Raw genomic sequence first — 15,235 nt, forward strand, 5'->3', positions numbered from 1 at the left:
CCACCTGAGGAAGTGTTGCAAGGCATTGGTTTCCGATAACACGGCCACAGTACGACGAACCGGGGGGCACCGGTTGGTCTGAAGTAACAGGCAAACCGGATCCACTTTTTCAAGGATCCGTGTCGGATCCGGATATTCTGTCACCGGGGCGGAACGGCCGATGCAGTTTGATGGTCTGTTACGATTTAAGACACCTGCGCTTATCGGCGTCATTCTCATGCTCCTGGCAGTGAACAGCATGCACCTGATCAGAGCCGGGTATGATATGCGTGCAAATAACCTTTCCTGGCGCAACCTGATCAGCGAAACACCGCAATTGGACACCACTACGCTCGAAAGGGCTGTCGGCAGGTATTCTGTTTTGAAGAATGTCGATGACGCCTTTGCGGCAAAACGTGCCTACAAAGCACTGCTGACAAGTGTTGAAAACTGGCCAGGCAGCGGTGGCGAACCGCTCAGCGCTGCCACTCAGAAGTTGCGCAGGCTGGCACCTTATCTGGATGCCCTCGACGACCAGGCGTCCGTCAACCACGCGCTCATCGTGCTTGAAAAAATCGGCATGTCATTACGCGCCTTTAGCCAGGCTCTTGTCCAGGATGCGGCGTTGAGGTCTGAAGCCTCCCGCACATTCTATCACCAGCTACAGATCCTGGAGGGCTTACTTTGTCTGGCCTTGATCCTGCTGACAGCGCTATGGGCACTCTCGCTTGAAAAGAAAAACGGAAGGTTGACGCAGGATTTCGAAAGGGCGAGGAACCACGCGGACACACTGAAGCGCCAGATACAGCAAGACGGTCAGACCGGTCTGATCAATATGGAAGTCTTTGAAAAGCAGCTCGAGAGCCTTTGCAAGACGGCACCTGAAAACCGGTTCGTCGCCGTTTACTGGATCGGACTGGAAACCCGATTACCCGATCCGGAACGGCATGAAATCGGATTGCAGGATACAATCGTTCGTGCTGTCGCGGAACGTCTGCAACGCGTGACCGTCCCCTTAAAGGACCGGGCAATCGTCGCGCGCGCCAATGCGAAGGATTTCATTGTCATGACCGTCAGCGATATGGCAATAGACTTTGACCCTTCCATCTTTGCCCGTCATATCCGCGAGGCTTTCGCAAAGCCCGTTCTGACGCCGAGTGACGCACATTTGATCTCTCCGGCAATCGGGTATTCACAAGGAAGCGGTTTGGGTCTGGATGCTTATGAATTGATCCGCAATGCAGAACTTGCTGTTGCAGACGCTTTGAATTTCGATCAGCGTCGGCCGGTCGCTTATACAGCGTCGATGCGCGCCGATGCGGAAAGGCGCCGGAAAATTGCAAGAGAACTGCCGCGCGCCATTGAGGCCGACGAGATATTGCCGCATTTTCAACCGCAATTCGATTTGAAATCAGGCCGGATTATAGGTGTGGAAGCACTTGCACGATGGTTCCACGGCGAACTTGGTTGGATTTCTCCTTCGGAGTTTATTCCAATTGCCGAACAAAATGGCGACATCGTTGCCCTTGGTTGGCGGATTCTGAAAACCGCCAGCGCCCAGATACAAATGCTGCCGGCGGATTTGACACTTTCGGTTCACCTTTCCGCCGCCCAATGTCTTGATGACGACCCTTACGCCAAAATCAAGGACTGCCTTGTCCAAAGCGGATTGCCTGCTTCCCGGTTGAAACTGGAGATCTCCGAAACAGCTGTTCTAAAGGACCCGAACCGTATCAAAACGTGCCTCTCGAACTTCCACTCCCTTGGCCTGCAAATCTCCCTGGATGATTTCGGAGCGGTGACGTCAACGCTTTCCAGTCTCACCGAGTTTCCATGGAACGAAGTCAAGATCGATCGTGCTCTTGCCGGCAAGTTGACTCATGATCCGGCTCAGCGCGAAATCCTTAAAATGGTGCTTCAGATCGCGGCTTTTTCGGACATGGCTGTGGTGGTCGAGGGCATTGAATCCGTCGACCAACGGGACACGCTGGTCGCGCTTGGCTGCGATACAGGTCAAGGCTATCTCTTCGGCGGTCCTATGGCGATTGACGATCTTAATGCTCTGTTCTTTGCCAGGACTGCAGAGAAAAATACTGCTGAAGGTTGAAGGCGCGAAGGCAGTCAGTGGAACAAATCCTTTCCACCGACCAACATTTGAGGTCAGAAGACGGTTTGGAAACTACTGAGCGGTTTGGATAAAGGTGAATTGAAGGGAATATTGCCTATCAAGCACAGGTGCTGATGCCGTTTACGGGCTTGCTGGCCGTCATCTGGACCTCTGGTGCGAGTTTCGAGTCAGGCTTTTCGCCCCAGATAAACGGCCTGTGTAACCTCCCGTCCGTCCTGCAACGGATTTTCGAAAACAACAGGCTCAGCCCAAGCATCCTCAAAGGCTTCATCGAGCAAAGCAGTTATGGCCTTATCCGGTGCTTCGTCAGACCAGAGCCCGACGACCCCGCCAGGTTTTAAGAACCGCTGCAAATCGCGGTAGCCTTCAACCGTATAAAATCCCTTTGAACCGCCATGCAGCAACCGCTCCGGTGTGTGGTCAATATCGATCAAAATGGTATCAAATTGACGGTTTGGCTGTCGTGAATCGAAACCTTTATCCGATGCTGCCAGAGCAAAAAAATCGCCTTGCAACAATTGACAGCGAGGGTCATCGGCCAATTCTGTTTTCATAGGCACAAGCCCTTCATTGTGCCAGCGGATCACCGGTTCCAGAAGGTCGACCACGGTGAGGTGACCAACGTCCTCATGTGCCAGCACAGCCTGGGCTGTGTAACCGAGGCCCAATCCACCAACCAGAACATCCAGACCTTCGCCTGACAACGCTGCTAGCCCAAGGTCAGCCAATGCTACCTCTGATGCGGTGAACAGGCTCGACATCAGGTGTTCTTCACCGAGCAGTATTTCAAAGACATCCGTCTTGAGGGCCAGAATATGCCGTCGACGCAACGAAATCGCGCCAATGGGCGTGGGTGCATAGTCCAGTTCTTCAAACAAAGCGCTCATCATTGCACCATGACGATAGAAGGCTGATTTGGAAAGGTGCAGGATTGGAGAAAGTCGGGAGTGCCGCCTTTATCCGCCACACAATGCAGACTTTCTTACCTTCATGAGAAACCTCCAATCATGAGTTCGATGCAGTATTCAGTTGTTTCGCAACCAAGCGGCACTTAACCTCACTCCCAACCTTTTGAACCAACTTGAGATGATACATGCCTGGTGCAGACTACTTGCTTCCGTTTCTGGCGACTGTTCTTGTCCTGTCCATAACTCCGGGTCCAGGTATGCTCTATATGGCGGCGCAAACTGTTGGGAGAGGCAGAAAAGCGGGGTTGTTCTCGGCCATAGGAACTCATTTCGCCAGCTATGTTCATATCCTGGCTGCGGCGTTCGGCTTGAGCCTGGTTCTGCAAACCGTTCCAGTTGCTTATGTAGCGTTGAAAGTAATAGGGGCGGGGTACCTGTTCTGGCTCGGAGCAAAGTTCCTGCTTTCTGAAACGATTGAGAACGCAGGGCCAGTCGGCGGACGCACGCAGCGCCATGTCAACGCTTTGAAAGAAAGCTGTTTGGTTGAGTTGACCAATCCAAAATCGGCACTCTTCTTTATTGCTTTCCTTCCCCAGTTTACGGATCAGGGCGCAACGTTCCCTATCTGGCTTCAGATCATTGTTTTGGGTTTTGTAGCCAACCTGATTTTCACGGGAGCGGAAGTCTCTTGCGTGATCTTCGCCGACCGGGTGACTGCGCTGATCAAGAAGTCCCGTGCCTGCGGTTTGTTGATGAGACGCCTGGCCGGATCGATCATGGTCGCACTCGGGTTCAAACTACTGTTGTCCGAACGCTGAGCCATACCGTCAGACGAAATTACCAAATGCCTCATGTTCAAATTCGCGCGAGACGCGGTTTTGACGTCGACGACTTGTCGATTTGGTAGCTGAACGCATTGTGAAAACCAGTCCCCGCATTCAGTTTGCAGGGAATGATACAACCCTTACCACCACTAAAAGCTGCGCGCATTGGTGGCGAATGCCATCCATTCCCCTCTTGCGCGAAATTCAAAACGCATCCATAGTTACCTAACGAAACTTCGATCATGGATGCCATTATTTTACGCGGCAATGTTGCACCGAAAATATTTCTTCTCAAAGAAGAGCTTTACATCCATTTGACGAAGAATTTCTACAGTAAAAAATGAATTTCTATCCTCACATAAAATTACCGGCAAGTACAATTATTTATTCTTGGATTTAAATAGGTGGATTTGTTGCTTTTTTGGAGGGTTCAGCATGCAAAAGCTGCGTGTTCTCTGCGTTCATGGTGTTGGCAATCATCCCGTGAATGGTGAATGGCAAGCCTCATGGATAAAGGCACTGGAAGAGTCATTTGATCGTCTCTCATCAGATAACGAACTTGAGATCTCGTTCTTCAACTACGATGCTCACTTTGCAAACACCTCGCTATCGGCTTTGGGAACGCTGGAAGCCGTAGCCAAGATGACAGCCAGCGGCATTGTTCACGGCTTCGATGATTTCTTTACATCCCGAGAAATAAGTCCGTCTCAAAGGCCAGAAACGCGTGCCGCACGCGGCATTCGGGACAGGCTCAGATGGACCGCTGGGATGGTGGTTAAATGGGCGGAAAACGAGGAGCTCAGAAACGAACTCCGAAAGTCACTTGCGAGCACAATAACAGCCGAAGAACCGCATGTTGTGTTTGCGCACTCCCTCGGGAGTCTGGTAGCTTATGATACCTTCCAGAACTCCGGGCTTCCCGCACTTTGCCAGAACCGTACATTCGTCTCTTTCGGGTCACAGATAGGGAATCCTTTCGTTCGATCTATTTTTGCAGGACGCATCCAACCAATCGATTGCGGGTACTGGTATCATCTCTTCAATGTTCACGATGATGTTTTTACAACGACGCTAGATTTGCACGATGAAAAATTCGAGCAGGTTTTGACATCGTTCGATATTGATGGGGTCGCCGACCATGACGCCACTCATTACCTCAGTCATATCAATGTTACGCATTCTGTCTGGTCTGATCTTGTCAGCACTAAGGGCAATCGTTCACTGGCCCGCTCGACCCGTTCCCAAGTACGCTCGAGTGGAACTCATCAACGCAAAGCTCTGATCATCGGAATTGATGAGTACCGAAGTGAGGATATGCGCCTGGAGGGGTGTGTAAACGACGCCTTTTTGATGAGCGAAGTGCTCCAGGAAAACGGGTTCCAATCCAGCGAAATTCGGTTGCTGCTGGACCAGCGGGCAACTACGGAAGAAATCTGGCGGCGATTGGACTGGCTGCTTGAAGGAACGCGGGCAGGGGAGGAGCGCGTTCTCTGTTTTTCAGGACATGGTGCCCAAATCCCGGATTATGGCGCCGAAGAAACGATAGACCGCGTCGACGAGTGTCTGGTGCCGGTCGATTTTGACTGGTCGAAAGACCGGGCGATCACCGATGACAGGTTTTATGAGCTCTATAGCCAGCTACCGTACGATGCGAAGTTCATTGCAGTGTTGGATTGCTGTCATTCCGGTGGAATGACGCGCTCCGGTGGTGCGAAACCACGCGGGTTATCGCCTCCGGATGATATCCGGCATCGCGTTATGCAGTGGGACAAGAAAAAACAGATTTGGACTTATCGCAAACCGCCGGTCCAAAACGAGAGCCTCGATGACAATCGCAAAACACGAGAGATTGGCTATTTGGGAGCCAACGGGCAGCGGCGTTTGTTCAGGGCAACCGACATTCTCAGATTGAACAACAGATCATTCAATTCCCGCAGAAAGCAGTTGGGACACCTGGGGCCGTACCTGCCGGTCATCTTGCAAGCCTGTCAGGAACATCAACTCGCATATGAGTATCGTCACGGCGTTACGTCTTATGGGGCGTTTACCTATTCCTTGGCGAAAGCGCTGCGTTCCAGTTCGAGCAGTTCAACGGATCTCGGCAGACTTGAACAACTCGTTCAACGCTCGGTGATCGACATCGCGGACAATCAAAACCCGGTCTTTGTGGCCCCAGCTCCCCGTTTTAATGAAAGCCTTTTTTAGATCGAACCCAATCAGGGAGGATTAGAAATCATGCAACCCGCACGTAAAATGTGTTTTGACAGACTCCTGCCAACACAACTCAATCGCCCCTTGCGCACTCGGATGATTGCTGGAAAAGAGCGCGCGATATCATTGATCGGCAAACAATGGCCGAATGAAAGCACGATAAGAATTCGGTTTCTCGGTGGTTCGCAAAGTGACCAGGATATGGTCCGCACAATTGCCCCGATGTGGACGGAGCATGCCAACCTAAATTTTGAATTCTCTGAGGACCCCCGCGCCGAAATCCGGGTCTCTTTTGACGCAAATGACGGTGCCTGGTCCTATGTTGGTACCGACAATTTGAGTATTCCTCTGCATGCGGCAACGCTGAATCTCGGATGGGTGGATCAAGGCGTCATTTTACATGAGTTCGGCCATATGATCGGGCTCAGTCACGAGCATCAGAATCCCGACGGTGGCATTGAATGGAATGAAGCAGCAGTCATCTCTGATTTGTCGGGTCCTCCCAACTTCTGGGATGAAGCGACCATCCGACACAATGTCCTGGATAAATACAGAGCTGATCAGGTTCACGGCACGGATTTTGATGAGCATTCCGTCATGCTTTACGCCTTCCCGGATGAGTGGACGACCAACATGGGCGGGACTCAGGACAATGACGATCTATCCGCTCAAGACAAAGCCTTTGTTGCCAGCAAGGTCATGTATCCAGGTCGCGATACCGGCACATCGACCAACGCTACTGAGTTGGATGTATTACGTGGTGCGCTCGCCGAGATTTCCTCTGGTGGCGAAGAGAACCTTTTCAACTTTCATGTAAAGGAAACCGGTATCCACGTCATTGAAACAACCGGGAGTACCGATTTGGTTGTCAGCCTGTTTGGCCCAGATAGCAGCACCAGAAAGGTTGCCGAAGACGACGATTCCGGTAACGGGCGCAACTCACGCATCGTGACGGAACTCACCCCTGGTGAGTACATCACCGTTGTCCGCCATTTCGACCCGTCAGCAAGTGGCGAATATCGGATAATGGTGTCTGCGTACTAAAAGCGTATCATGAACTGCGGACGCCAAACTTTGTCTCGCCTAGAAACACTTCCGACTGTATGGTCGTCTTATTCATACGGTCGGTTGGTGGGTTAAAGTTGCAGATCCACCCCGTCCTCAAAAGTCCAGGTTCTTGTTCAAAAACTCAAGAACGTCGCGTTGTGCGATTTCGTGGTCCAGCAAGCCGTGCTTGTCGGCAAGAACACCATCCCTGTACACCACGGATTTACTGCCATTGGTCGGGTTCAAGAATTGCGCACAGTCGCCTATGGTCCATTGACTTTGATACCATGGGTCTCGTTCGCCAACGAGGGTTAGTACGGGTTCACTTTCGGGAGCGTTGACCCCACGAGCTTCGGGCCACGGCACATGACATGTCCAGCCTTCGGAGACCCGGGCACTCACGTGTTGCTGTTCGTTCCGGGCTTCAAATGTGACGGTAGCCAAGCCTCCCTCGCTGAAGCCCATCAATACAATGTTCTTTTTATCAACAATCGATACTTCCCGCGCCTTTTCAATGGCATAACCAGCATCATTGTGTCGCAGAACCAATGTTCCCCGGAACAATCCTCCCTCGTGGGTTTCCACATTGCATGATCGCGGATAGGTCTCTCGTGCCAGACTAGCCGGTGCAATCACCAGAAAGCCATTGTCTGAAAGGAATTTTATTCGCGTATGGGTGCCTGGCCAGATCCCGCTGCAGCCATGCAAATAGATTACTGTCGGTATCTTTCCTTCAATCCCTGTTGTCTGCTGCAACAGGTCATCTGTTGTCACTTGTCTGGATTGTCCTTTTCCGGCGGGAACTCGAACGATGGCCGCCTGCCATGTTCGATCCAGTTCAAGCGGATCATCCCAGTCCGTCCATGAAAGATCCGCTGGGGCTGCGAATTCTTTAGAACTGTTGTGCAGACCCTGGTCCTGCGCAGATGCCGAAATTGACAGCACCATTGCGCTTAGAAACGCAATCACTACTCCAATATTCACGAGTTCCTTTTCGCGGGTTGAATACAATTGCGCTTCCTCCGAAATCAAATCGACTGATGCTGATCGTAAGCTTGTGTCGTTTCTCCATTGCCTCGCTGCAACCTGCACCGGATAGTTTTCAAATTCGCAGACAACTGTCTTCGACCAGCGCAACCTACCAACCAGCAAGAATGAGCAGACCGCAACTCATCGTAAACGGAAAACGAAATTGCAGTAAAATCAGTCGAATTGGTCTGGAACTTCCGATCGCAAACACCCGCTACATGCAGTGGTCCGCAAACGTTTTGACGATTGAGTTGAGGGCACCGGTCGTCCACGTTGCCACGCTTTCATCGAAAGGTTTGTGAGGCGCCGAAAATTTTTTTGGGAAAATGGCGGTGAGGGTGGGATTCGAACCCACGGTACGCTCTCACGCACGGCGGTTTTCAAGACCGCTGCCTTAAACCACTCGGCCACCTCACCAAAGCAGCTTTTGGCATTGCGCCGTCGACTGCTGTTCACCCGTTTCCTTCGTCTGGCGCTCAATGTCAAGAGCCGGAATTCAACTGAATGCCGAAACCACCAAAATCGTGTGGACGTCAGCAATGATTTCTATTGTGTGGAAGGTTCGAGGTCCTTCGGCATGTTCCGTTCCGCTGTGCTTTCAGGGGTAGGGGCAGGACGTGCACAGTAGTCCGGAACATGCTCAAAGGGTGGGGGCCGCCGGCTCGGTGTCGTGGGCAGGGTTTTGAACCGACGGCCAAAGCTGGAGGTGGGGTCCAGCATTGCTGTGACAGGGCGGTCATCAGCAATAGGTTCACACTAGGCGGAACTGCCGAGAGCGGATGTGACCTACATCACAACAGCATCGATTACCGAATTTTGACGACCTGTGCCCTTGTTGCCACAGTGGAAAAATCACCTTGGCAGGTCTGTTTCACGCGTTATTACAATATGTTACACAATCGGCTTCGTTCTTGTTCATTTAGCGGCATACGATTTTTCTGTGAGTGTTGAAAAGGAGCCACTCAGACGCCTCGACGGCTGGTTTACTTTGAAGTAAGAAAATTCCGATTAAACAGGGGTATGTGTGGGACGCATAGCGGGGGCAATGTGTCTTGCGGGGTTCGATCCAAGGATCGAGTGAAATTCCTGGTAACCGGTGCGATTACAATAAGTACCGGAAATGTCGCGTGTGCTGCGGGGCCGCCAAACGCGTTAGTGAGTAGGACGGCAGGAATGCTAGGGACAGGTGCGAGATCAAGCCAATTGGCTGATACGTCGATGGAGAACCAGTCTGAACGAAGTGAGGGAGCGCAGCGCGCTGGCCGCACCGTTTGGGCCCAATTGCGCACCGGTTTGATAACCGCTGCTGCTGTGGCTGCCGTGGCGGCCTGTAGCTCGGCGCCCCAGGAAAAAGCCAAATTCAGCCCGAAAAAATATGGCGTCAAGGCCAGTCCGCGCATGGTTGCCGCCGGCAAGCCCGTGCCGAAAGGCGGCGGACGCTACGTCGTCGGCAAAAAATACAAGATTGCCGGAAAATGGTATTACCCCAAGCACGAGCCGAATTACAAAAAAACCGGCCTTGCCTCCTGGTATGGACCGACATTTCACGGTCGCAAAACCGCGAATGGCGAAATCTTTGACCGCAATGGACTGACAGCCGCACACACCACCATGCCGCTGCCGTCCTATGCGCGTGTCACGAACACCGCCAACGGCCGTTCCATGATCGTGCGCGTCAATGACCGCGGACCATTCCACGGCAATCGCGTGATCGACCTTTCAGAACGCGTAGCTTCAATGCTCGGCACCAAGTCCGCAGGTGTTGGCAAAGTGAAGGTCGAGTATGTCGGAAAGGCACCGCTTCACGGCAAGGACGAACAGTATCTGATGGCTTCTTATCAGGGACCCGGCGCAGTTGAGCCTGGTGCTACTCGTCCTGGTACGATGCTGGCGCTTGCTGAACCAGCAGCTCCGAAGACAACTCCGCAGGTTGTCTTCGGCAAGGTTCGAGTTCCGGGACCACGCCCATATCTGACTACTGCGACTACAGTCACAGCCTATCGACCGGCACCGGCAACAAACCTGAAAGTCGCCTTCGATCCCGCGATTGCGTTTGAAGCCGGCAACCCGACCATCAAGGTTGCGTCCAACAATAGTTTCCAGCCTGCGTCGCCTGAATTGGCCCCGGTCGAAGGCTCGCTTGGCGTGCTGCGTGTACCCGCACCCGGCACCAAAAGCACGCTTCAAAGCGGTAGCGCTATTTCCTCTTATTCTGCAAATCGGCGAATCTCGGACGCGCATTCGGTCCTGACCAGCATTGCCGCAAATGGATTTTCCATGCGGCAACTGGCTGTTAAGATCGATCAGGGCAGCTAAACGGACCACCGAAATCAAAACTTAAAAACAATCCGGTATGATCCCGCCTCTGGACGAATGCAACTTGAGTCGGGACGACGGATAAATGCGTGTATCGAGTAAAAGAAACCGAGGTCCTGAGGCCACGCGCGCCATGTTTCGTTGGATGACGATCGCCGCAATCGGGATCTTTGGTGCCGGCACGGCACTGGCAGCCGAAACGATCGTCACCAAAGCTCCGAAAGCCTTTCTTTACGAACCGTCTTCCGGCACGATCCTGTTCTCCAAAGCGCCGGATGAAACCTTCGCGCCAGGGTCTCTGACCAAGGTAATGACTGCAGCCACGGTTTTCAGGCTGCTGAAAAATGGTGAACTGACACTGGACCAGACTTGCAAGGTCAGTGAACACGCCTGGCGAACTGGTGGTGCACCGTCCCGCAGGTCCACCATGTTCGCCGCCATCAAGTCAGAAATTGGCATTGAGGATCTCTTGAAAGGTCTTCTGGTCCACAACGCCAATGATGCCGCCATTGTTCTGGCAGAGTGTATTGATGGATCGGAAGACGATTTCGCTGCTCGTATGACCGAACTCGCGCAGGACATCGGCATGAAAAACAGCCGGTTCGCCAATCCGACAGGTTTTGAAGACAAACCAAGCTCAACCACCGTCCAAGATCAGGCAAAACTCGCAGAATACATTCTTGAAAACCACGCGGATTATTATGAGCTGTTTTCCCTGCCTGAATTCACCTGGAACAAGATATTCCAACGCAACAAGAACCCGCTTCTTGGTGAAATCAGAAATCTTGACGGTCTGGGCGGAGGCAATGATCCCAATGACGGGTTTTCCGGTCTTGGGTCTGTCGACCGTAACGGCAGAAGAGTGATCGCTGCTGTGGCCGGTCTGACTTCCGACAAACACCGTCTACAGACCATGAAGGAAGTGTTTTCCGGTGCCTGGGAATTCTTCGCAATCCAGACTATCTTTCCGGCCGGTGAACCGGTCGCCGAAGGGCGGGTCTTTGGCGGGGACAAGAGCACCGTTCCACTCGTTTCCAGAGAAGACGTCGACGTTCTGCTCGCACGTGGCGGTAACCTCGATTACAGGATTCGGGTCGTTTACCAGGGTCCTCTGCAAGCGCCTATCTCAAAGGGCAAGGAAGTGGGTGAGGTTCAGGTAATCGGCAAGGAGGGAACAGTTTATCGGGCACCGCTTGTAACCGGAGAGGATGTCGGGAAGGGCAGTACGTTCAACCGGGCACTCGACGGACTTCATGAGCTAATGTTCGGCTGGATTGGATAAGTCTATCAATCCATCCACATTCCCTTTAAGACCTGCTAGAGCTTTCATAGCAAGGCCTGAAACAGACAATGCACGCGGAGCCAAGAACAGGTTGCCTGGACATTTTATTACCTTTGAAGGCGGTGAGGGGGCTGGAAAATCAACCCAGATTGCGCGTCTCAAAACCTATCTTGAAAGCATGGGGAAATCGGTTGTCGTCACGCGGGAACCAGGAGGCTCACCGGGGGCTGAAAAGATACGTTCCATGCTGCTTTCTGGAGAAGCAAGGGACCTTGGCCCACGCGGTGAAGCAATGCTCTTTGCAGCGGCGCGTGCCGATCACGTAGACAGCACCATCAAGCCTGCGTTGGAACGGGGTGATTGGGTCTTGTGTGACCGATATGCTGATTCAACCCGGGTTTACCAGGGCGAAGCAGGTGTCGATATCGACTACCTGAAACTCCTGGAAACCGCCGCTGTGGCGGGTGTACGACCCGAATTGACAATCCTCATCGACGTACCGGCAAAAATCGGTCTGAGCAGGGTTGCTCAGCGTTCTCAGAGCGACAATAGCGGTGGGCCGGACAGATTTGAAGGTGATGCAATTGCCGTCCATGAGCGTCGTCGGCAGATGTTTCTGGATCTCGCGAAGGAGGAGGCTTACCGCTTTGAAGTCATTGATGGCAGCCAGGATCAGGATCGCGTGACAACCGCTGTGCAGGAGGCGGTGCGTGAAAACTTTGGATCCGATCTGACACATGCTTCTGACAAGAATGCTCGAACCGGTGAAAGCTCTGGCTGATGGCGCGCAAGTTGGAACCACTCGAAATCCCTGAAGTTGACGCGATTGCCGGATACCCGCTGCCGCATGAACGCTCCAGGTTGATTGGCCATGCCATGACGGAAAAAGCGCTACTGGATGCCTACCGCTCCGAACGTCTGCACCACGCATGGATCCTCGGAGGCCCGAAAGGTATCGGAAAAGCCACACTCGCTTTTCTGTTCGCAAAATTCGTTATTGCCAATCCAGACCGGTTCGGGTCGGAGGTCAGTGCCGCACCTGATCTTTCTGTACCGGAAGATCATCCGGTCGCCCGGCAACTCAAGGCCGGCGGTCATCCAAATATTCTGCATTTACGGCGTCCATGGGATGAAAAGTCCAAGCGTTTCAAGGCCGACTTACCGGTTGATGAAGTGCGACGAACGGTTTCATTCTTTGGAACAACGGCGTCGGCCAAAGCCTGGCGTATCTGCATTGTCGACGCCGCCGACGACATGAATGTCAGTTCTGCCAACGCGCTTTTGAAAATCCTGGAAGAACCGCCCGAACGGTGCCTGTTTCTGGTTTTAAGCCACGCTCCTGGACGTCTTCTTCCGACAATCCGCTCCAGATGTCGTCGTCTGGACCTGGAAACACTCAGTACCGACGAAATCGGACAGGGTTTGAGCGAACTGGCATCCAGCTCGGTTCCTGGCGCTGAGGATCTTCGCGACATAGCCGTGACAGCAGACGGCAGTCTCCGCTCTGCAATTACGCTTCTGTCGGGGGATGGCCTGGCAATTACCAAGGGCGTGAGGAAGCTCGCGGACAATGCAAATCAACTCGACCTAGCCGCGGTTCACGGTCTCGCCGACCTGGTCGCCGCTCGTGGGCAATCTGACAACTGGGAGAGTTTCCAGCACATATTGCAGGTATGGCTGCATCAAAAGATGCGCCAGGATCTTCAGGCCGGTATCCGCAATGCCTACAACTATGTGGAACTGTGGGAAAAAACCAATCAGGCCATCAGAGATGCCGAGGCACTCAACCTCGACCGAAAGCAAGTTGTCCTGGACTTCTTTTTTGCCCTCAGGGCACCATAACCTGCCTTGGGTATTCTTCGAAAAACCTGTATCAAGACGCGCTGAAATGGTGCCTTGCACCTGTAAATCGATCACTCTTTGGACCTTACATGCTTGTTGACAGCCACTGCCATCTCGACTTTCCCGACTTTGACGGAGAGCGTGCCGAGTTGATTGCCCGTGCAAGGCAATCAGGTGTCGAACTCATGGTGACAATCTGTACCCATATCCGGAAGTTTGACCGGGTTCGTGCAATTGCCGAAGAATTTCCCGAAGTTTATTGTTCTGTCGGCACTCACCCGCACAATGCCGGTACGGAGCGCGGAATACCGGTGGAAGACATAGTCCGGCTGTCAGGTCATCCAAAAGTTGTCGCGATCGGCGAAGCGGGCCTGGACTATTTTTACGACAAGGCACCACGCGACGCGCAGGCTGAAGGTCTTCGTATTCACATCGAAGCTGCACGGCAGACAGGCTTGCCGTTGGTTATTCATTCTCGCGATGCCGATGAAGACATGGCGGCAATTTTGCGTGAAGAGATGGGGAAGGGGACGTTCCCTGCTCTTCTTCACTGTTTTTCGTCCGGCAGAGATCTGGCCCTGACTGGCATCGAACTTGGTCTCTACGTCTCGTTTTCCGGCATTCTGACCTTCAAGAAATCGGAAGAACTACGAGAAATTGCCCGGGATTTGCCGTCAGACAGGATTCTGGTTGAGACAGACGCCCCTTATCTGGCACCACAACCAAGGCGCGGCAAACGCAATGAACCGGCCTACACAGCGATGACTGCAGCGGTTCTTGCCGAGACACGCGGCGTGTCGGAAGAGGAAATTGCACGGCAAACAACCGAAAATTTCTTCAGACTTTTCAAAAAAGTACCCAAACCCGTCAATCTGGAGACAGCAAGCGGATGACTGTAACGCTCACAATCCTGGGCAGCGGTTCTTCCGGTGGTGTGCCTCGGGTCGGAAATGACTGGGGACTTTGCGATCCAAACGAGCCAAGGAACAGGCGTTCGCGTTGCGCACTTCTTGTGGAAAAGGCTGGGGAAAACGGGTGCACAACCGTGTTGATCGACACCGGACCTGACATCCGCAACCAGTTGTTGGCTGCCGAAGTAACTCATGTAGATGCAGTGCTTTACACTCACTCGCACGCCGATCACTTGCACGGTATCGACGATCTACGCGGCTTCTGGGTGAAAACTCGCCAGAGAACCCAGGTCTACATGGATGCAAATACATTCGATCGGGCAAGATCGGCCTTTTCCTATTGCTTTGAAACACCGCCCGGTTCCAACTACCCGCCCATCCTCGATCATCATCTGATACTCCCAGGCAAGGAAGTGGCAGTAACCGGGGCAGGTGGCACACTGTCCTTTGATCCAATTGAAGTTCCTCATGGAGAAATCAACGCACTTGGTTTCAAGGTCAACAATGCGGTTTACCTACCGGACGTCTCCGACATCCCGCAAACGACCGTCAAGCGATTGAAAAACCTTGATTATTTAATTCTGGATTGTTTGCGTCGAACTCCACACCCAAGTCATTTCTGTTTAGCAGAAGCTCTTGACTGGACAAAAAAACTGGCGCCCACCAAGGCTGTTTTCACTAATCTTCACAATGACTTGGACTATAAGACACTGCTTGGGGAATTGCCTGCGGGAATTGAGCCTGCTTACGACGGCATG

General features: G+C 52.8%; 12 protein-coding genes and 1 tRNA gene. 10 read left to right on the forward strand and 3 right to left on the reverse strand.

The window, feature by feature from the left end; all coding sequences use genetic code 11:
• Positions 1 to 160 precede the first annotated feature (160 nt).
• Entirely contained in the window at positions 161 to 2,086 is a 1,926-nt protein-coding gene (locus K5905_RS10730) for a bifunctional diguanylate cyclase/phosphodiesterase (protein ID WP_297583459.1), read from the forward strand.
• A gap of 188 nt (positions 2,087 to 2,274) precedes the next feature.
• On the opposite strand, the gene K5905_RS10735 is transcribed toward K5905_RS10730, so the two are convergent.
• The gene (locus K5905_RS10735; RefSeq protein ID WP_297583461.1) at positions 2,275 to 2,994 is read right to left on the reverse strand and encodes a spermidine synthase; all 720 of its coding nucleotides are present in this window, start codon (positions 2,992 to 2,994) and stop codon (positions 2,275 to 2,277) included.
• Positions 2,995 to 3,200: 206 nt separating this feature from the next.
• On the opposite strand from K5905_RS10735, the gene K5905_RS10740 reads away from it, so the two are divergent.
• From K5905_RS10740 to K5905_RS10750, 3 genes are all read left to right on the forward strand, one after another.
• On the forward strand, positions 3,201 to 3,833 hold the full coding sequence (locus K5905_RS10740; protein WP_297583463.1) for a LysE family translocator: 633 nt from the start codon (positions 3,201 to 3,203) through the stop codon (positions 3,831 to 3,833).
• 441 nt (positions 3,834 to 4,274) lie between these two features.
• Positions 4,275 to 6,044, forward strand: coding sequence for a caspase family protein (locus tag K5905_RS10745; protein WP_297583465.1), 1,770 nt, complete (start codon positions 4,275 to 4,277; stop codon positions 6,042 to 6,044).
• Between the two features lie 102 nt (positions 6,045 to 6,146).
• A complete protein-coding gene (locus tag K5905_RS10750; RefSeq protein WP_297583477.1) occupies positions 6,147 to 7,094 on the forward strand; it encodes a M12 family metallopeptidase in 948 nt (315 codons plus the stop codon).
• A 117-nt stretch (positions 7,095 to 7,211) separates the two neighbouring features.
• Here the strand turns inward: K5905_RS10750 and K5905_RS10755 are convergent, their stop codons facing one another.
• On the reverse strand, positions 7,212 to 8,234 hold the full coding sequence (locus tag K5905_RS10755; protein WP_297583467.1) for a dienelactone hydrolase family protein: 1,023 nt from the start codon (positions 8,232 to 8,234) through the stop codon (positions 7,212 to 7,214).
• 219 nt (positions 8,235 to 8,453) lie between these two features.
• A tRNA-Ser gene (locus K5905_RS10760) sits at positions 8,454 to 8,543 on the reverse strand.
• 786 nt (positions 8,544 to 9,329) lie between these two features.
• Between K5905_RS10760 and K5905_RS10765 the strand changes: the two genes are divergently transcribed.
• From K5905_RS10765 to K5905_RS10790, 6 genes are all read left to right on the forward strand, one after another.
• Positions 9,330 to 10,442, forward strand: coding sequence for a septal ring lytic transglycosylase RlpA family protein (locus tag K5905_RS10765; RefSeq protein WP_297583469.1), 1,113 nt, complete (start codon positions 9,330 to 9,332; stop codon positions 10,440 to 10,442).
• 133 nt (positions 10,443 to 10,575) lie between these two features.
• Complete coding sequence (locus tag K5905_RS10770; RefSeq protein WP_297583470.1) at positions 10,576 to 11,724, forward strand: D-alanyl-D-alanine carboxypeptidase family protein; 1,149 nt, start codon at positions 10,576 to 10,578, stop codon at positions 11,722 to 11,724.
• A 91-nt stretch (positions 11,725 to 11,815) separates the two neighbouring features.
• Positions 11,816 to 12,505 (forward strand): dTMP kinase, encoded by a 690-nt coding sequence (gene tmk, locus K5905_RS10775; protein WP_297583472.1) that lies wholly within the window; start codon positions 11,816 to 11,818, stop codon positions 12,503 to 12,505.
• A complete protein-coding gene (locus K5905_RS10780) occupies positions 12,505 to 13,566 on the forward strand; it encodes a DNA polymerase III subunit delta' (protein WP_297583474.1) in 1,062 nt (353 codons plus the stop codon). Before tmk ends, K5905_RS10780 begins: the two co-directional genes overlap by 1 nt.
• Before the next feature lie 89 nt (positions 13,567 to 13,655).
• Entirely contained in the window at positions 13,656 to 14,459 is an 804-nt protein-coding gene (locus K5905_RS10785; protein ID WP_297583475.1) for a TatD family hydrolase, read from the forward strand.
• Positions 14,456 to 15,235, forward strand: a 780-nt coding sequence (locus K5905_RS10790) for an MBL fold metallo-hydrolase (protein WP_297583476.1), incomplete at its 3' end; no start/stop codon positions are given. The genes K5905_RS10785 and K5905_RS10790, both read left to right, overlap by 4 nt.

Source organism: Roseibium sp., assembly GCF_025698965.1.
In the GTDB taxonomy this organism is placed as follows: Bacteria; Pseudomonadota; Alphaproteobacteria; order Rhizobiales; family Stappiaceae; genus Roseibium.

Bases quoted from the DNA above. Each gene is read 5' to 3' on its own strand.
- K5905_RS10730 (WP_297583459.1), top strand. From the start codon at position 161: ATGCAGTTTGATGGTCTGTTACGATTTAAGACACCTGCGCTTATCGGC.
- K5905_RS10735 (WP_297583461.1), bottom strand. From the start codon at position 2,994: ATGAGCGCTTTGTTTGAAGAACTGGACTATGCACCCACGCCCATTGGC.
- K5905_RS10740 (WP_297583463.1), top strand. From the start codon at position 3,201: ATGCCTGGTGCAGACTACTTGCTTCCGTTTCTGGCGACTGTTCTTGTC.
- K5905_RS10745 (WP_297583465.1), top strand. From the start codon at position 4,275: ATGCAAAAGCTGCGTGTTCTCTGCGTTCATGGTGTTGGCAATCATCCC.
- K5905_RS10750 (WP_297583477.1), top strand. From the start codon at position 6,147: ATGATTGCTGGAAAAGAGCGCGCGATATCATTGATCGGCAAACAATGG.
- K5905_RS10770 (WP_297583470.1), top strand. From the start codon at position 10,576: ATGTTTCGTTGGATGACGATCGCCGCAATCGGGATCTTTGGTGCCGGC.
- K5905_RS10780 (WP_297583474.1), top strand. From the start codon at position 12,505: ATGGCGCGCAAGTTGGAACCACTCGAAATCCCTGAAGTTGACGCGATT.
- K5905_RS10785 (WP_297583475.1), top strand. From the start codon at position 13,656: ATGCTTGTTGACAGCCACTGCCATCTCGACTTTCCCGACTTTGACGGA.